The 16,807-nt window shown below is 63.7% G+C and carries 15 protein-coding genes; 9 read left to right on the top strand and 6 right to left on the bottom strand.

Features of this window, described 5'->3' with window-relative positions; all coding sequences use genetic code 11:
* The first annotated feature begins 62 nt into the window (after nt 1-62).
* Together NKH83_RS00550 and NKH83_RS00545 are read left to right on the top strand one after the other, a co-directional pair.
* Nucleotides 63-272, top strand: a complete 210-nt coding sequence (locus tag NKH83_RS00550) for a PIN domain-containing protein (protein WP_352801991.1) — start codon at nt 63-65, stop codon at nt 270-272.
* Entirely contained in the window at nt 233-388 is a 156-nt protein-coding gene (locus NKH83_RS00545; protein ID WP_352801978.1) for a PIN domain-containing protein, read from the top strand. Before NKH83_RS00550 ends, NKH83_RS00545 begins: the two co-directional genes overlap by 40 nt.
* Nucleotides 389-397: 9 nt before the next feature.
* Here NKH83_RS00545 and NKH83_RS00540 read toward each other — a convergent pair whose 3' ends face one another.
* Nucleotides 398-2,581 carry a primosomal protein N' gene (locus NKH83_RS00540; protein ID WP_352801574.1) on the bottom strand — a complete coding sequence of 728 codons (2,184 nt, stop codon included), beginning with the start codon at nt 2,579-2,581 and terminating at the stop codon, nt 398-400.
* Between the two features lie 90 nt (nt 2,582-2,671).
* On the opposite strand from NKH83_RS00540, the gene fsa reads away from it, so the two are divergent.
* Nucleotides 2,672-3,325 (top strand): fructose-6-phosphate aldolase, encoded by a 654-nt coding sequence (gene fsa / locus NKH83_RS00535; protein ID WP_023678103.1) that lies wholly within the window; start codon nt 2,672-2,674, stop codon nt 3,323-3,325.
* 70 nt (nt 3,326-3,395) lie between these two features.
* On the opposite strand, the gene NKH83_RS00530 is transcribed toward fsa, so the two are convergent.
* Together NKH83_RS00530 and leuS are read right to left on the bottom strand one after the other, a co-directional pair.
* A complete protein-coding gene (locus tag NKH83_RS00530; protein ID WP_352801572.1) occupies nt 3,396-3,977 on the bottom strand; it encodes an LPS assembly lipoprotein LptE in 582 nt (193 codons plus the stop codon).
* Complete coding sequence (gene leuS, locus NKH83_RS00525) at nt 3,964-6,588, bottom strand: leucine--tRNA ligase (protein WP_352801570.1); 2,625 nt, start codon at nt 6,586-6,588, stop codon at nt 3,964-3,966. The genes NKH83_RS00530 and leuS overlap by 14 nt, the downstream gene beginning before the upstream one ends.
* A 146-nt stretch (nt 6,589-6,734) precedes the next feature.
* Here leuS and NKH83_RS00520 point away from each other — a divergent pair, with 146 nt between their 5' ends.
* Nucleotides 6,735-7,397 (top strand): YggS family pyridoxal phosphate-dependent enzyme, encoded by a 663-nt coding sequence (locus NKH83_RS00520; protein ID WP_352648911.1) that lies wholly within the window; start codon nt 6,735-6,737, stop codon nt 7,395-7,397.
* Between the two features lie 109 nt (nt 7,398-7,506).
* Nucleotides 7,507-8,556: an aldo/keto reductase gene (locus NKH83_RS00515; RefSeq protein WP_352801568.1), complete on the top strand. Its 1,050-nt coding sequence runs from the start codon at nt 7,507-7,509 to the stop codon at nt 8,554-8,556.
* Between the two features lie 62 nt (nt 8,557-8,618).
* On the opposite strand, the gene NKH83_RS00510 is transcribed toward NKH83_RS00515, so the two are convergent.
* Nucleotides 8,619-9,527, bottom strand: a complete 909-nt coding sequence (locus tag NKH83_RS00510; RefSeq protein WP_352801566.1) for a LysR family transcriptional regulator — start codon at nt 9,525-9,527, stop codon at nt 8,619-8,621.
* Nucleotides 9,528-9,665: 138 nt separating this feature from the next.
* Here NKH83_RS00510 and NKH83_RS00505 point away from each other — a divergent pair, with 138 nt between their 5' ends.
* Nucleotides 9,666-10,847 carry an MFS transporter gene (locus NKH83_RS00505; RefSeq protein WP_352801564.1) on the top strand — a complete coding sequence of 394 codons (1,182 nt, stop codon included), beginning with the start codon at nt 9,666-9,668 and terminating at the stop codon, nt 10,845-10,847.
* A 56-nt stretch (nt 10,848-10,903) separates the two neighbouring features.
* Entirely contained in the window at nt 10,904-11,938 is a 1,035-nt protein-coding gene (locus tag NKH83_RS00500) for an aldo/keto reductase (protein ID WP_352801562.1), read from the top strand.
* Between the two features lie 41 nt (nt 11,939-11,979).
* Here NKH83_RS00500 and NKH83_RS00495 read toward each other — a convergent pair whose 3' ends face one another.
* Nucleotides 11,980-12,252, bottom strand: coding sequence for an usg protein (locus tag NKH83_RS00495; protein WP_254820441.1), 273 nt, complete (start codon nt 12,250-12,252; stop codon nt 11,980-11,982).
* A 305-nt stretch (nt 12,253-12,557) separates the two neighbouring features.
* Here NKH83_RS00495 and acs point away from each other — a divergent pair, with 305 nt between their 5' ends.
* The gene (gene acs / locus NKH83_RS00490; protein ID WP_352801560.1) at nt 12,558-14,513 is read left to right on the top strand and encodes an acetate--CoA ligase; all 1,956 of its coding nucleotides are present in this window, start codon (nt 12,558-12,560) and stop codon (nt 14,511-14,513) included.
* Nucleotides 14,513-15,256: an MOSC domain-containing protein gene (locus tag NKH83_RS00485; RefSeq protein ID WP_352801558.1), complete on the top strand. Its 744-nt coding sequence runs from the start codon at nt 14,513-14,515 to the stop codon at nt 15,254-15,256. The genes acs and NKH83_RS00485 overlap by 1 nt, the downstream gene beginning before the upstream one ends.
* On the opposite strand, the gene NKH83_RS00480 is transcribed toward NKH83_RS00485, so the two are convergent.
* Entirely contained in the window at nt 15,257-16,525 is a 1,269-nt protein-coding gene (locus tag NKH83_RS00480) for a class I SAM-dependent methyltransferase (RefSeq protein WP_352479567.1), read from the bottom strand.
* Nucleotides 16,526-16,807: the final 282 nt, after the last annotated feature.

The following is a 16,807-nucleotide window of genomic DNA, read 5'->3' as shown; positions in this document are numbered from 1 at the left end:
GGTCGGCCTCTGCTTCCGTCACACGTGCAGAACTGGCTTGCCGAACAAAGAGAACGCGGCTCTTGGCAGCTCTCGTCGATAGTTATCTTGCGAAACTGAAGCGGGCGGGCGGACATATGAAGGCAGAGCGCATCAATGAGTGGTTCAAAAGGTTGCTTCTGGAGTTCAACCAGCGCATCCTTCCCATCGATTTAGCTATCGCGCGAGAAGCTGGAAACTCGAAGATGCCACGATCGCCAGAGGCGCCAATCCGGGTCTGGCGGACGTTCTGATCGCAGCTACTGCCCGTTTGCACGGCCTGTCAGTTTTGACGGCCAACACCCGGCATTTTGCGATTCTCGACGTGCCTTACCTTAACCCATTCACCGAAGGCATCTCGAAAGGGTAATTCGACAGCTTACAAGAAGCTCTGCGGGTCGATGTCGACCTGGACTCGCACCGAGCCCCTTATCTTCGGTCCCTCGGCCAGCATGGTGCGAATGAACCCTTGCATGTCGGCGCGCCGCTCGCCCTGGATCAGCAGGCGAAAGCGATGGCGGCCGCCGATCAATGACAGCGGCGCCTCGGCCGGGCCGAGCACGAACACGTCGGTGGCTTGTGGCGCGGCGCGACGCAGGCCACGGGCGTGCCCTTCGGCTTCGGCCCGTGTCGCCGCGCTGACGATGACGCCGGCGAGCCTGCCGAAGGGCGGCAGCCCCGCCCGCTCACGCTCGGCGATCTCGCGCTCGTAGAAGGCCTCGGCGTCGCCGGAGACGATCGCGCGCATCACCGGGTGGTCGGGTTGGAAGGTCTGCAGCAGGCCGAGGCTTTTCTTGCCGGTGCGGCCGGCGCGGCCGGTCACCTGGCTGAGCAGTTGGAAGGTGCGCTCGGCGGCGCGCGGGTCGCCATTGGCAAGGCCGAGATCGGCATCGACCACACCGACCAGCGTCATGTTGGGGAAATTATGGCCCTTGGCGACGAGTTGCGTGCCGATGACGATGTCGGCCTCGCCATTGGCGATGGCTTCAAGCTCGAGCCGCAGCCGTCGCACGCCGCCCATCAGGTCGGACGACAAGACGATGGTGCGGGCATCGGGGAAATGCGCGACGACCTCCTCGGCGATGCGCTCGACGCCCGGCCCGCAGGCAACCAGATGGTCGAGCGTGCCGCATTCCGGGCAGGCTTCGGGCCGGCGTTCATTGTGCCCGCAGTGGTGGCAGACAAGCTGGCCGCGAAAGCGATGCTCGACCAGCCAGGCCGAGCAGACCGGACAGCCAAAGCGGTGGCCGCAGACCCGGCAGAGCGTCAGCGGCGCATAGCCGCGCCTGTTGAGGAACAGCAGCGACTGTCCCTTTCTCTCCAGCGTCTGCCGCATATGGCCGAGCAGCACCGGCGACAGGAAGCCGCCACGTGCCGGCGGCGCGCGGCGCATGTCGACCGTCTGGAGATCGGGAAGTGCCGCCTCGGCAAAGCGCGCCGAAAGCACCGCCCTGCTGTAGCGGCCCTGGCTGGCATTGACCCGGCTTTCGACCGACGGCGTCGCCGAAGCGAGCACGACTGGAAAGCCGCCGATATGGCCGCGCACCACGGCCATGTCGCGCGCGTTGTAGAAGACGCGATCCTCCTGCTTGTAGGCGGGATCGTGCTCTTCGTCGACGACGATCAGTCCAAGCTCCCTGAACGGTAGGAACAGCGCCGAGCGCGCGCCGGCAACGACCCGCACGCCGCCTTCCGCCACCTGTCGCCAGACCTTTTCGCGCATTCTTGGCGGCAGGTCCGAGTGCCACTCCGCCGGCTTGGCGCCGAACCGCTCCTGGAAGCGTTCGAGAAAAGCGTGGGTCAGCGCAATTTCCGGCAGCAGGATCAGCACCTGCTTGCCACGATCGAGCGCGGCCGCGACCGCCTCGAAATAGACCTCCGTCTTGCCGGATCCGGTTACACCGTCGAGCAGGGTGACCCCGAATGTGCCCGTCGTGACATTGGCGCGCAGCGTCTCGGCGGCATCGCTCTGGTCCGGCATCAGTGAAGGCTGGGCGTAGCCCGGGTCGGGTGCTGCGACTACCGGCCGCGGCGGGATCATCACCGTCTCGAATACGCCCTGCGCCCGCAGCCCGTCCACCACCGTCGACGACACGCCTGCCGCATGCGCCAGGCCGGACCGCGTCCAGGCCAGTCCGCCCTCGGCTGTCTCCAGCACGCGCGTCCTCGCCTCCGTCATCCGGTCGGGTCTGGCGAAGGTGCGCTGCAGCCCTTCGATCCACGGCTCCGGATCGAACGCCTCTGGCGCCCTGAGCAGCATGCGCGCCACCATGCCGGGCGGCGACAGCGTGTACTGCGCCACCCAATCGACAAAACGCCGCATCGCGCGGTCGATCGGCGGGCAGTCGAAAACCTGCTCGATCGGCCGCAATTTCTTCGCGTCGACCTTTTCGACGACGCCGTCCCAGACGATGCCGGCGACCTGGCGGGGCCCAAGCGGAACGCGCACGATCGAGCCCGGCACCACGCGCATGCCAGCCGGCACGGCATAGGTGTAGGGGCGCTCGGCGGGCATCGGCACCAGCACCGGTGCGGCCGCGACAAAGGGCGAATCTTCGATCATGAGGCGTGACCTTGCCCCGACTTTGGTCTAGATCAAAGTCCGACCCCAAATGTGCATGACGTGCACATGAAAAATCTTCAGGAGACCGCCATGAAATTTTTTGTCGACACCGCCGATGTCAAGGAAATCCGCGAGCTGAACGATCTGGGGCTACTCGACGGCGTAACCACCAATCCGTCGCTGATCCTGAAATCCGGCGGCAAGATCGCCGACGTCACAAGAGAGATCTGCGAGATCGTCAAGGGCCCGGTCTCGGCCGAAGTCGTCGCCACCGAATACAAGGACATGATGGCGGAGGCCAAGATCCTGGCCAGGATCGCCGACAATGTCTGCATCAAGGTGCCGCTGACGCTCGACGGCCTGAGAGCCTGCAAGGACATCCGGTCGGACGGCCGCATGGTCAACGTCACGCTGTGCTTCTCGGCCACCCAGGCGCTGCTCGCCGCCAAGGCCGGCGCCTCCTTTATCTCGCCCTTCGTCGGCCGCATCGACGACAGCGGCTGGGACGGCATGGAGCTGATTGCCGATATTCGCACCATCTACGACAATTATGACTTCCAGACTGAAATCCTGACCGCTTCGGTGCGCACCGTGAACCATGTCAAGCAGGCGGCGCTGATCGGCGCCGACGTCATCACCGCGCCGCCGGCGACGCTCAAGGCACTGGTCAAGCACCCGCTGACCGACAAGGGCCTGGAGCTGTTCCTCGCCGACTGGGCAAAGACCGGGCAGAAGATCGGCTGAAGCGACTATCCTGCGAACAAAAAAGGCCGAGCAATCGGCCTTTTTTGCAGATTGCGCGCTCTGGAAACACCTAGCTTGCCGCCGGCTTGCCGTGCTTGATCAGATCCTGGGCGATCGACAGCCGCAGCACATCCGCCAGTTCGCGCGCCGCACGGTTCTCGGCGTCGATCTGGGCTCGGTATGACGCGAATTCCTGGCGGGGCCTGTCGTATGACGACGGAATCGTGCGCTTGCCCCTCGCTATGACCGTGCCCGTCTTGGCATCGCTGAGCACATAGTTGGCGGTCAGCGTCACGGTGCCGGCGGTCGGCTCGTCCTCGTCGGTCGTGACCTGCTCGATTGCCGCCGATTCGACGAGTTCGGAGACGCCCAGATCAAGCGAATAGACCGGCGAAGCTGGCTCGCCGGCGCCCTGGCCGAGTGCGAAGATCAAATTGTTGCGGACCTGCTGGGCGTAGCGGGTCTTGACCGGCTTGACCGAGATCGATGCCAGCTCGGCAGCAGCGCCGATCTGCGAGCCGGCGACCAGCGGCGCGCTCGAATAGAGCGGCCGCACCGTGCAGGCGGAAACCAGCGCCACCGAGGCGAGCAGCCCGCAAAGCACGATACGGCGCACCGTCAGCTCTGTCTTTCGCGGCTTAGGCAACGACATTGACGATCCTCTGCGGCACGATGATCACCTTGCGCGGCGCCTTACCTTCGAGCGCTTTCTGAACGAAGTCGAGAGCCAGAACCGCCTTTTCGACCGCACCTTGATCCGCGTCGCGGGCAATTGTCAAATCGCCGCGTTTCTTGCCGTTGACCTGGACCGGCAGCACGATCTCGGCGTCGACGACAAGCGAGGGATCGTAGTCCGGCCAGGGCCGTTCGGCGACAAGGTCGGTGCCGCCGAGCGTCTGCCAGCACTCCTCTGCCAGATGCGGCATGACCGGCGCGATCAGGTGCACCAGGATCTCGACGGCCTCACGGCAGGCCGCTTGCAGCGCCGGACCGGCTTTGCCCTCTGCCGCCTCGTTGAGCGGTACGGTCAAGGCATTGGCGAGCTCATAGATGCGGGCGATGGCGCGGTTGAAGGCGAGCTTTTCGATGTCCTCGCCGACCGACTTCAAGATCTTGTGCGCGGCCTTGGACACTGTCCCGGCCTCGCCGTCCTTCGCCGCCTCTGGCCGGACTCCGGCGAGCGATTCGGCAGCCGTCGACACCAGGCGCCAGATGCGCTGGATGAAGCGATGCGCGCCGGCCGCACCCTCGTCGGTCCATTCGACATCGCGCTCGGGCGGCGAGTCCGACAGCATGAACCAGCGCGCCGTATCGGCGCCGTAGCCGTCGGTGATCTCTTCCGGGCTCACCGTATTCTTCTTCGACTTCGACATTTTTTCGAGCGGACCGATCACCGCCTCTTCGCCGGTGGCGATTTCGAAGGCGCGGCGCTTGCCGTCGGCGTCTTCCAGCCTGACCTCGCTGGGCGCAAGCCAGCGGCCGTTCGAGGCGCCGCCAACCCGATAGGTCTCGTGCACCACCATGCCTTGCGTGAACAGGCCCCTGAACGGCTCGGCCAGATCGACATGGCCGGTCTCGCGCATGGCGCGGGTGAAAAAGCGCGAATAGAGCAAATGCAGGATCGCATGCTCGATGCCGCCAATATACTGGTCGACCGGCAGCCATTCAGTCGCGGCCTTGGGATCGGTCGGATCGTTTGCCCAGGGCGCCGTGAAGCGCGCGAAATACCACGAAGAATCGACGAACGTGTCCATCGTGTCGGTTTCGCGCCGCGCGTCCTTGCCGCAACGCGGGCATTTGACGTGCCGCCATGTCGGATGGCGATCGAGCGGATTGCCCGGCCGGTCGAACTCGATATCATCCGGCAGCCTGACCGGCAGGTCGGCTTTCGGCACCGGCACCACGCCGCAATCCTCGCAATGGATCATCGGGATAGGGCAGCCCCAATAGCGCTGGCGCGAAATGCCCCAGTCGCGCAGGCGGAAGTTCACCTTGCGCTCGGCCATCGGCCGGTTGCCGATGGTCTTTTGTTCCAGCAGCTTCGCCACCTCGTCGAACGCCTGATCCGGCCTCATGCCGTCGAGGAAGCGCGAATTGATCATCACGCCGTCGCCGACATAGGCCTCATCGATGACCTGGAAGCTTCCTTGATTCTCGCCTTCCGGCATCACCACCGGAATGACCGGCAGGCCGTATCTGTTGGCGAAGTCGAGGTCGCGCTGGTCACCGGACGGGCAGCCGAAGATGGCGCCGGTGCCGTAGTCCATCAGCACGAAATTGGCGACGTAGACGGGCAGCGTCCACTTCTCGTCGAACGGATGGACGACGCGAATGCCGGTATCGAAGCCCTTCTTCTCGGCCGTCTCCAGGGCCGCCACCGAGGTGCCCATATGGCGGACCTCGTCGATGAACTTTGCCAGCGCCGGATTGTCTTCGGCGGCCTTTTTGGCCAGCGGATGGTCGGCGGCAATCGCCATGAAGGAGGCGCCGAAGATGGTGTCGGGCCTTGTCGTATAGATTTCGAGCTCATGCTCGCCGGCGACTGTCTTGGCCAGCGGCCAGCGGATCAGCAGCCCTTCCGAACGGCCGATCCAGTTCGCCTGCATCAGCTTCACTTTTTCCGGCCAGTCGTCGAGTTGATCGAGCGAATCCAGCAGGTCCTGCGCGTAGTCGGTGATCTTGAAGAACCACTGCGTCAGCTCGCGCTGTTCCACCAGCGCGCCCGAGCGCCAGCCGCGTCCGTCGATGACCTGCTCGTTGGCAAGCACCGTCATGTCCTCCGGATCCCAGTTGACCTTGGAGGATTTGCGCGTCACCAGCCCCTTCTCGACGAAATCGAGGAACAGCATCTGCTGGCGGTGATAGTAATCGACATCGCAGGTGGCGAACTCGCGCGCCCAATCGAGCGACAGGCCCATGACCTTGAGTTGCTCGCGCATGGCGGCGATGTTCTGATAGGTCCAGTCCTTGGGATGGACCTTGTTCTGCATCGCCGCGTTTTCGGCTGGCATGCCAAAGGCGTCCCAGCCCATCGGGTGCAACACGTTGAACCCCTTGGCCCGCTTGTAGCGCGCCACCACGTCGCCCATCGTATAGTTCCGCGTATGGCCGATATGGATGCGCCCCGACGGATAGGGGAACATCTCCAGCACGTAATATTTCGGGCGCGGGTCGTCATTGTCGGCTTCGAACAGCTTCTTGGCGTCCCAGGCCTTCTGCCATTTGGGCTCTGACGCGCGCGGATTGTATCGTTCGGTTGCCATCGGGTGTTTTTCACTTAAAAGCATGCGCGAGCCGCCGGACAATGCCCGGGCGGCTCAGGAAATGTCGTCGCGGTGTTCACCATGGATTGCCGGACCCGTCAACTGCGGCGATCCGGCGAAAAGCCAAACACAGGCAGGATATAGGCATGGCGAGCGCCGTCGAACAGCTTTTCACGGTCAAGGCAAGGATCGCTGCCGCCGAGCGCGAGGCAGGACGCGACGCCGGAGCGGTGGCGCTGGTCGCGGTCTCGAAAACCTTCGACGCCGCCGATATCCGCCCCGTCATCGAGGCCGGCCAGCGCGTCTTCGGCGAAAACCGGGTCCAGGAAGCACAAGCCAAATGGCCGGTGCTGAAACATGACTTCCCCGAGATCGAGCTGCATCTGATCGGTCCTCTGCAATCGAACAAGGCGAAGGAAGCTGTCGCGCTGTTCGACGTCATCGAAACCGTCGACCGTGAAAAGATCGCCGCCGAACTCGCCAAGGAGATCGCCAGGCAAGGCCGGTCACCAAGGCTGTATGTCCAGGTCAACACCGGCTCCGAGCCGCAAAAGGCCGGCATCGAGCCGCGCGAGGCTGTCGCCTTCGTGGCCCGCTGCCGCTCGGTTCACGGCCTCGCCATCGAAGGGCTGATGTGCATTCCGCCGGCCGGCGAGAACCCCGGTCCGCATTTCGCGCTGCTGGAAAAGCTTGGGCTTGAGGCCGGCGTCGACAAGTTCTCCATGGGCATGTCCGGCGACTACGAAACCGCGATCGCCTTCGGCGCGACCAGTGTCAGGGTTGGATCGGCGATTTTCGGCGCCAGATGAGGCGCAGCCGGCCTTAGGCCACAGGCTGACATCGACTAAGCCAGTGTATAGAAACGGAACGTTTCGTTCCTATATGGGTCGAGTTATTCTCAACCCGTCTGGAGCCACCATGCGTTACAATCAACTTGGAAATACGGGGATGTTCGTCTCCGAACTTTGCCTCGGCACGATGACGTTCGGCGCGGCCGGCGAGAACGCCCAATGGGGCCTGATCGCCAGCCTCGACCAGAAGGGCGTTGACGAGATCGTTGCCCGCTCGCTCGCCGCCGGCGTCAATTTCTTCGACACGGCGGATGTCTATTCCTTTGGTGCCTCGGAACGGCTTCTCGGCCAGTCGCTCAGGAACCTTGGCGTCAACCGGCAGGACGTGATCATCGCCACCAAGGTTCATGGCGCCATGGGCGGAGGCCCGAACCAGCGTGGTTCCTCGCGCGGCCACATCATGGATTCGGTCGAAGGCAGCCTCCAACGGCTGCAGCTGGATCATATCGATCTCTACCAGCTGCACGGCACCGACACGGTGACGCCGATCGACGAAACGCTGCGGGCGCTCGACGACCTGGTTGCCGCCGGCAAGGTCCGCTATGTCGGCGTCTCGAACTGGCAGGCCTGGCGCATCGCCAAGGCGCTGGGTATTGCCGAGCGCAAAGGCTTTGCCCGCTTCGAGACCGTGCAGTCGTATTATTCGATCGCCGGCCGCGATCTCGAGCGCGAGATCGTGCCGCTGCTCAGCGAGGAGAAGCTCGGGCTGATGGTCTGGTCGCCGATGGCTGGCGGCTTGCTCTCCGGCAAATACGGACCGGGCGCCCCCGGCAATGGCGAGGGCCGCCGCGCCAGCTTCAATTTCCCGCCGGTCAATGAGGACCGTGCCTGGGCAGCAGTCGCCGTTATGCGCGAGATCGCCGCCAAGCACGGCGTCAGCGTCGCTACGGTGGCGCTCGGCTATGTCCTGGCCAAGCCATTCGTGATGAGCGTCATCATCGGCGCCAGCCGCATGGAGCAGCTGGAACAGAACCTTGCAGCCACCGAGTTGCAGCTCGATGCCGATGATCTTGTTCGCCTCGACGAAGTCAGTGCCCTGCCCGCCGAATACCCGGGCTGGATGCTGGAGCGTCAGGCAGCCGGCCGGCGCCCGGCGCCCTTTGTTCCGAAAAAGTAACTCAATCTTACCTTCTTACCTTCGTTGCTTCGGGAGCCGGCAGGCTCCCGATCGTTTTGAGCTCAGTTCAGCCGGACAGTCTCGACCAAAAAGTCCAAAAAGGCCCGCACCCGCGCCGGCAGATGCTTGCCTTGGCCGACATAGACGGCGTGGGTAAGTTCCTCGTCGCCGGGGTTGAACTCTTCCAGCAGCGGCAGGAGCCGGCCGGCGGCAATGTCGGCCTCCACATGCCAGCTTGCCAGCCGGGCGATGCCCGCCCCCGAGAGCGCCATCAGCCGCATCGCCTCGCCGTCGCTGACCAGCGTATTTCCGGCGATCGACAGGGTGATCGGCTTGCCGGCCGCATCGATAAAAGGCCAGCCCTCGAGGTGGCGTACGAAACGGAAGCCCATCCGGTTGTGACGATCGAGATCGGCGGGCGTCATGGGCGTGCCACGCGCTTCGAGATACGATGGCGCCGCAACGACGACCACCCGGCTCTGCCCGAGCTTGCGCGCCACCAGCCGTGATTCGCCGAGCGGCCCGGCCCGGATGGCGACGTCAGCACGCTCCTCCATCAGGTCGATAACATCGTCGGTCAACACCAGATCGACCGAGATTTCGGGGTAGCGCTCCAGAAAACGCGGCAAAAGCGGGATCAGCCGATGCTGCCCGAAAGGCACGTAGCTGTTGATCCGCAGCCGGCCACGCGGCGCGGCACCCGCCGCTGCCTCACGCTCGGCCGCTGCCATGTCGGCCAGGATACGCACGCCGCTGTCGAAAAAGGCCGCCCCCTCCGGCGTCAGTTGCAGCTTGCGCGTCGAACGGCTGACCAGCCGCGCGCCGAGCCGTGCCTCCAGCCGCGCGATCAGCTTGCTCACCGCCGACGGGGTCATCCGCAACGCACGGGCAGCGGCCGAAAAGCTGCCCGCCTCGACCACGCGGACGAACACTTCGATCTCGCCGGAGCGGTTGATGTCGGGCCTGGCCATTGGTGAATCTATTTCACAGACGATGTGCCCGATGCAAGGCTGGTTCACAGCACATCGGGACACGATCTTCCGAATTGGGGCGTGGGAGGAACACGGCGCCCGTCGTCAAAACTGGTCGTCATCGATGTGGGAACCGCCATGCCCCTTGCTCTTTACGCTCTTGCCGCCGGTGCGTTCGGCATCGGCGTCACCGAATTCGTCATCATGGGCCTGCTGCTCGACGTCAGCACCGATCTCGACGTCTCGATCTCGGCTGCCGGCCAGCTTATTTCCGGCTATGCGCTCGGCGTTGTCATCGGCGCGCCGCTGCTGACGATCGCAACCGGCCGTTGGCCGCGCAAGACCGTGCTTCTGTCGCTGATGGCGATCTTCACGCTGGGCAACCTCGCCTGTGCGCTTGCCCCAGACTACTGGACGCTGATGGGTGCGCGCGTGCTGACCGCCTTCGCCCACGGCACCTTCTTCGGCGTCGGCTCGGTCGTGGCGACCGGGCTGGTGGCGCCCAACAAGAAAGCTTCGGCGATCGCCCTGATGTTCACCGGCCTGACCATCGCCAACATCCTCGGCGTGCCTTTCGGCACTTGGCTCGGCCAGGTCTTCGGCTGGCGCGCGACGTTCTGGGCGGTGACCCTGGTCGGCATCGCCGCCTTCGCCATCATTCTCCTGGTGGTGCCGCGCAGCCGAACAGAACCTGAAAAGAGCAATTTGCGCGCCGATCTCGCCGTGCTCGGCCGCACGCCCGTCCTGCTTGGCTTTGCCACCACCGTGCTTGGCTATGCCGGCGTCTTTGCCGTCTTCACCTACATCGCCCCGTTGCTGACCGAGATCACCGGTTTTGAGGAAGCAGCGGTGTCGCCTATCCTGCTGGTCTTCGGCGGCGGCCTCATCGCCGGCAACATCGCCGGCGGCAAGTTCGCCGACCGCCGGCTGCTACCTTCCGTTCTCGGCAGTCTCGTCGTCCTGGCGCTGGTGCTCGGCACCATGACCTTCGCCCTGCAAAGCCAGGTCATGGCCGTTATCTATGTCGGCCTGCTCGGCGCCGCCGCCTTCGCCACCGTGGCGCCACTGCAGATGTGGGTGCTGGAAAAGGCACAAGGCGCCGGCCAGAGCCTCGCCTCGTCCTTCAACATCGCCGCCTTCAACCTCGGCAACGCGGCCGGCGCCTGGCTCGGTGGCGTGGTCATCGCGCACGGTCCCGGTCTCGGTGCCGTCACCTGGGTCGCGGCCCTGTTGCCGCTTTCAGCGCTTGCCGTGGCGGCGTTTGCTCTGCGCCTCGACCGAGACCCTGCCCTCTCCACACCGGAAATCGCGCCGTCATAGAACGGCAAACCTCAACCAATCTTTGAAACAGCCATCCTTCCACAAGGAGCAAACCCATGGATTATCGAAATCTTGGCGCATCAGGCCTGAAGGTCCCGGCACTCTCGTTCGGCGCTGGAACCTTCGGCGGTTCAGGCCCGCTATTCGGCGCCTGGGGCAACAGCGATGCGACGGAAGCACGGCGGCTGGTCGACATCTGCCTGGAGGCCGGCGTCAACCTGTTCGACACCGCCGATGTCTATTCGATTGGCGCTTCCGAACAAGTGCTCGGCGCTGCCATCAAGGGCCGCCGCGACGCCGTGCTGATCTCGACTAAGACCTCGCTGCCGATGGGCGACGGTCCCGACGATGCCGGCTCGTCACGTTCACGCCTGATCAAGGCCGTCGAAGACGCGCTGAAGCGTCTTGGCACCGATTACATCGACCTGCTGCAACTGCACGCCTTTGATGCCGCAACACCGATCGAGGAGGTGCTGTCGACGCTGGACGGTCTCGTGCGCGCCGGCAAGCTGCGTTATGTCGGCGTCTCCAATTTTTCCGGCTGGCAAGTGATGAAGTCGCTCGGCCTGGCGGATAGATATGGCTATCCCCGATACGTCGCCCATCAGGTCTACTATTCGCTGGTCGGACGCGATTATGAATGGGAGTTGATGCCGCTCGGCCTCGACCAGGGTGTCGGTGCGCTGGTGTGGAGCCCACTCGGCTGGGGCCGCCTGACCGGCAAGATCCGCCGTGGCCAGAAGCTGCCTGAGAAAAGCCGGCTGCACGACACGGCAAGCTTCGGACCGCCCGTCGAGGATGAGCATCTCTATCGGGTCGTCGACGCGCTTGATGTTGTCGCCGAGGAAACCGGCAAGACCATACCGCAGATCGCCATCAATTGGCTGCTGCAGCGGCCGACCGTCGCCTCCGTCATCATTGGCGCGCGCAACGAGGAGCAGTTGCGCCAGAATCTCGGCGCCGTCGGCTGGTCCTTGACAGCCGAGCAGATGAAGAAGCTCGACACGGCAAGTGAGGTCACCGCACCCTACCCGTATTTTCCCTATCGCCGGCAGGAGGGGTTTGCCCGGCTGAACGCACCCGCAGTCTGACGCTCCAAAAGCTGGCGGCGGCTCCCGGGCTGCCGCCCCGGCTAATGCAGCACGAACTCGCCGTCGACCTTGCGCCATTCGTTCGGCGCGATCAGCTTCTGGTGCGTGTAGCTCACCGAATGCAGCGGGCCTTCGAGCTCGGCCTTCCAGAACTCGATGAAGCGGATCAGCACCGGAAATTTCGGGGCGATGTCGTAGTCCTGCCAGATGAAGCTCTGCAGCAGATGCGGATGATCGGGAAAGTGATAAAGAATCTTGGCCGTGGTCAAGCCATAGCCCTTGAGCATCAGGTCCATTTCTGAATGGTCGCGCATTGCGGTCCCCTGGTTGATTCTCCTTCCTCCCAGCCTGAAATTGTGCACCCCATTTGCTTATTCGTCTATTGATATTTCTGCGATCAAACCAGATTCCTCCCGCAAAAACATGCGCTTAGCAGCCGCCTCACGAGAGTGCTGACACCACCCGGCAAGGCACCTGCGGCATCCCGCCGCGCGAATCCAACGTCTAATGTTGCCGTCACCGCCGAACTGTTAATAATGCGCGCGAATTCGCGGCCGCATCGCTGCGATCCTGCCGGCGGTCAAGCCGGCGGTTTGGTTTTGGGGAGGAAGGCGAAGAAATGTCCGATGTTCATGTCCATCGCGTCCAGCCGGCGTGGAAGAAGAACGCGCTGATTGACAATGACACCTACCTGAAATGGTACGCCGACAGCGTCAAGAACCCGGACAAGTTCTGGGGCACGCACGGCAAGCGCATCGACTGGTTCAAGCCCTACAGCAAGGTCAAGAACACGTCCTTCGACGGCAAGGTTTCGATCAAATGGTTCGAGGATGGCCAGACAAACGTTTCCTGGAACTGCATCGACCGGCATCTGAAGAAGCGCGGCGAACAGACCGCCATCATCTGGGAAGGCGACAATCCCTACGACGACAGGAAGATCACCTACAACGAACTTCACGCACATGTCTGCCGCCTCGCCAATGTGATGAAGAAGCACGGGGTCAAGAAGGGCGACCGCGTCACCATCTACATGCCGATGATCCCGGAGGCCGCTTATGCGATGCTCGCCTGCACGCGCATCGGCGCCATTCATTCGGTCGTCTTCGGCGGCTTTTCGCCGGACGCGCTGGCCGGACGCATCGACGACTGCAAGTCGACCTTCGTCATCACCGCCGACGAAGGCCTGCGCGGCGGCAAGACTATCGCGCTGAAGGACAACACCGACAAGGCGATCGAGATCGCCGCCAAGGCCGGAACGAAAGTCGAAAAGGTCTTGGTCGTGCGCCGCACCGGCGGCAAGACCGGCTGGGCCGCCGGGCGCGACGTCTGGTACCATGACGAGGTCGCCACGGTTAAGGCCGAATGCAAGCCCGAGAAGATGAACGCCGAGGACCCGCTGTTCATCCTCTACACATCCGGCTCGACCGGCAAGCCGAAGGGCGTGCTGCACACCACAGCCGGCTATCTCGTCTATGTCTCGATGACCCACCAATATGTCTTCGACTATCATGACGGCGACATCTACTGGTGCACCGCCGATGTCGGCTGGGTCACCGGCCACAGCTATATCGTCTACGGGCCGCTCGCCAACGGCGCCACCACGCTGATGTTCGAAGGCGTGCCGAACTACCCGTCGCAGTCGCGTTTCTGGGACGTGATCGACAAGCACAAGGTCAACATCTTCTACACGGCGCCGACGGCGCTGCGCGCACTGATGGGCGCCGGCGATGCCCATGTCACCAAAACGTCGCGCAAGTCGCTGCGCGTGCTCGGCACCGTCGGCGAGCCGATCAATCCGGAAGCCTGGGAGTGGTATTTCAACGTCGTCGGCAACGGCAAGGTGCCGATCGTCGACACCTGGTGGCAGACCGAGACCGGCGGCATCATGATTACGCCGCTTCCGGGCGCCACCCACCTCAAGGCGGGTTCGGCGACGCGGCCCTTCTTTGGCGTCAAGCCGCAGCTGGTCGACGCCGACGGCAAGGTGCTCGAAGGCGAAGCCAGCGGCAATCTTTGCATTGCCGACTCATGGCCGGGCCAGATGCGCACCGTCTATGGCGATCACGACCGCTTCGTGCAGACCTATTTCTCGACCTACAAGGGCAGGTACTTCACCGGCGACGGCTGCCGCCGCGATGCTGACGGCTACTACTGGATCACCGGCCGGGTCGACGACGTCATCAACGTCTCTGGCCACCGCATGGGCACCGCCGAGGTCGAATCGGCGCTGGTTTCGCATGAGAAGGTCTCGGAGGCCGCCGTCGTCGGCTACCCGCACGATATCAAGGGCCAGGGCATCTACTGCTATGTCACGCTGATGGCCGGCGAGACGCCAAGCGAGGACTTGCGCCAGGAGCTCGTCGTCCATGTCCGCAAGGAGATCGGCGCCATCGCTTCGCCCGACAAGATCCAGTTCGCGCCCGGCCTGCCGAAGACCCGTTCCGGCAAGATCATGCGGCGCATCCTGCGCAAGATCGCCGAGGATGATTTTGCCGCGCTCGGCGACACCTCGACGCTCGCCGATCCGGCAGTCGTCGACGACCTGATCGCCAACCGGCAAAACAAGAAGGGCTGATGCAACCCGCATTGGGCGCCGTCACCGAGCTTTGGCGCTATCCCGCGAGCTCGCTCGCCGGCGAGTTTCAGGAGGCGATCTCCGTCGACTGGTATACCGTCGAAGGCGACCGCCTGTTTGGTCTTGTCGATACCTCGACCGATGAAATCGCACGGCCCGACCGCGAAGCGAAATGGCACAAGGTGCCCCGCATCCGCACCCGGCTGTCGCAGTCCGGCAGGCTGGAGGTCGCCATCCCCGACGGACGCTGGCTTTCGGCACCTGGCGCGCAAAGTGATCGCGCGGTTTCCGCGTATCTCGGCTTTGCGGCTTCCATCCGGCCGTTCCGCCGGGAAAATGCGGCTCCGGATTATGCCGGCCCTCTGCTGACCGAACGCTACGTCAAAGCCCCTATTCATCTGCTGACCACCGCCTCACTGGCGCGTTTGAAAGTGCTGCATCCAGAGGGCACCGCCGACGCGCGCCGCTTCCGCCCCAACATCGTCGTCGATATGCCGGAGGTCGAGGGGTCGTTCCCCGAGACGGAATGGATCGGGCGCAAGCTGGCAATCGGCGACCTGCTCCTGACCATCTCCGAGCCGTGCCGCCGCTGCGGCTTCACCATCATTGGCCAGGACGGGTTCGACCACGACCCGGCAATCCTGCGCAGCCTGGTCCGCCACAACGCCCATAATCTCGGCGTCTACTGCACTGTCGACCGACCGGCCCGCGTCGAGATCGGCGCCACGATGCGCCTCCTGTAGCTATCGGTACAAATCCGCCCGCGTCGGCGGCAGGCCGCTCGGCCCACGCGCGCGCCTTGTGGCGACGGTCTGGAAAACCTGCGCCGATGCACGTTCGAAAGTAATCGAGCAGCCGGTGAGATAAAGCAGCCAGAGCCGCGCCTTGGCTTCGCCGACCTCAGCGATGGCTTCGTCAAAGCGCGCGTGGAGACGCTCTGCCCATAGCCTGCAGGTGCGCGCATAGTGCTCGCGCAAGTTTTCGACGTCGTAGACGAGGAAGCCGTGCGCCTCGAGATTGCCGAGCGTCATGCCGATCGTATCGAGTTCGCCGCCCGGAAAAATGTATTTGATCAGCGCCTTGAATTCCGGCCCCTTGCGCAGCGTCTTCTTCAAGCTGCCCTTGTCGCGCCGGGTGATGGCGTGGTGCAGATAGATGCCGCCGGGCTTGAGCAGGCGATGGATCCTCGAGAAATAGGCCGCATGGTTGGCAAGCCCCAGATGCTCGAACATGCCGATCGACGAGATCTTGTCGAAGGAGCCGGACAGCTCGGCATAGGACTTGATCTCGATGGTGATGCGGTCCTCCAGCCCCGCGGCGCGGATGCGCTCGCGGGCGAGCTCGGTCTGTGCCTCCGACAGCGAAACGCCGTGGCCGACGACGCCATAATTCTTCACCGCATGGATGAGCATCGCTCCCCAGCCGCAGCCGATGTCGAGCAGTTTTTCGCCGGGCTTCAGCCGAAGCTTGCGGCAGATATGGTCGAGCTTGTCTCTTTGGGCCTGATCGATATCGTTGGCGAAATCCTTGAAATAGCCGCAGCTATAGACCATGCGCTCGTCGAGGAAGAGCCGGTAGAATGCGTTGGAAATGTCGTAGTGATGCTGGATCGCCTCCTTGCTCGACCCGCTGACGTAAGGATTGCGGCCGGAAAGATCGGTTCGCGCCGTCATCTGTTTTCGCGAAAACAGCACCGCCGGCAGGTCGCGCAGGATCGCCAGCTTCGGCAAGGTCTTGAGCTTCGTCCTGAGCTTGCCGTGTGTGGGCAAGGCGTAGAAATCGAACAGCGATCCGTCTTCGACGTCGACCGCCTTCGCAATCCACATCTCGATCAGCGTCGATAAAGAGGGCCGACGTACGATCTGCCAGACGATGTCCTGGTCGTTGATAGTGAGCACCGGGCCGGTAGCCGGGCCGATCCGCTCGCCTGTCCACAGCCTCACCGCGAAACCCGGTTTCAGCGTTTCGATGACCGTCCGAACAATCCGGGCCGCTCTTTCGGCTGCCTCCATCCCCATCCTCCCTTACCCGGCAAAAAGCGGCCCGGAACAATCGCGGCTCGATCTTGCCTGCCGGATCGGCCGGCCGCAAGCCGCCCGAGTGCACAAGCACGCTTGTTCAGGATTTTCGAGTGCCGCGCCTTGCCATTTGCCGGATGACACCCCATCATGAGCAAGTGTTCAACAAATCGAAAGGAGGTGATCCAATGTCGAGTGATTTCGTTTTCCAGAACGTGGCCTCAGCGGATCGCACTTTCGGGAAGCAGTCTTCCCGTTAAGGCGCGAGATGCGCGG

Origin of the sequence: Mesorhizobium sp. M0909, from assembly GCF_040319515.1 — a bacterium.
GTDB lineage: Bacteria > Pseudomonadota > Alphaproteobacteria > Rhizobiales > Rhizobiaceae > Mesorhizobium.
Note: the sequence above shows the minus strand (reverse complement) of the source record. Positions and strands in the feature narration are given on the sequence as shown.

What these genes read in the sequence shown, in the direction of transcription:
- NKH83_RS00540 (WP_352801574.1), bottom strand. Translation starts at nt 2,581, where the DNA reads ATGATCGAAGATTCGCCCTTTGTCGCGGCCGCACCGGTGCTGGTGCCG.
- fsa (WP_023678103.1), top strand. Translation starts at nt 2,672, where the DNA reads ATGAAATTTTTTGTCGACACCGCCGATGTCAAGGAAATCCGCGAGCTG.
- NKH83_RS00530 (WP_352801572.1), bottom strand. Translation starts at nt 3,977, where the DNA reads ATGTCGTTGCCTAAGCCGCGAAAGACAGAGCTGACGGTGCGCCGTATC.
- leuS (WP_352801570.1), bottom strand. Translation starts at nt 6,588, where the DNA reads ATGGCAACCGAACGATACAATCCGCGCGCGTCAGAGCCCAAATGGCAG.
- NKH83_RS00520 (WP_352648911.1), top strand. Translation starts at nt 6,735, where the DNA reads ATGGCGAGCGCCGTCGAACAGCTTTTCACGGTCAAGGCAAGGATCGCT.
- NKH83_RS00515 (WP_352801568.1), top strand. Translation starts at nt 7,507, where the DNA reads ATGCGTTACAATCAACTTGGAAATACGGGGATGTTCGTCTCCGAACTT.
- NKH83_RS00510 (WP_352801566.1), bottom strand. Translation starts at nt 9,527, where the DNA reads ATGGCCAGGCCCGACATCAACCGCTCCGGCGAGATCGAAGTGTTCGTC.
- NKH83_RS00505 (WP_352801564.1), top strand. Translation starts at nt 9,666, where the DNA reads ATGCCCCTTGCTCTTTACGCTCTTGCCGCCGGTGCGTTCGGCATCGGC.
- NKH83_RS00500 (WP_352801562.1), top strand. Translation starts at nt 10,904, where the DNA reads ATGGATTATCGAAATCTTGGCGCATCAGGCCTGAAGGTCCCGGCACTC.
- NKH83_RS00495 (WP_254820441.1), bottom strand. Translation starts at nt 12,252, where the DNA reads ATGCGCGACCATTCAGAAATGGACCTGATGCTCAAGGGCTATGGCTTG.
- acs (WP_352801560.1), top strand. Translation starts at nt 12,558, where the DNA reads ATGTCCGATGTTCATGTCCATCGCGTCCAGCCGGCGTGGAAGAAGAAC.
- NKH83_RS00485 (WP_352801558.1), top strand. Translation starts at nt 14,513, where the DNA reads ATGCAACCCGCATTGGGCGCCGTCACCGAGCTTTGGCGCTATCCCGCG.
- NKH83_RS00480 (WP_352479567.1), bottom strand. Translation starts at nt 16,525, where the DNA reads ATGGAGGCAGCCGAAAGAGCGGCCCGGATTGTTCGGACGGTCATCGAA.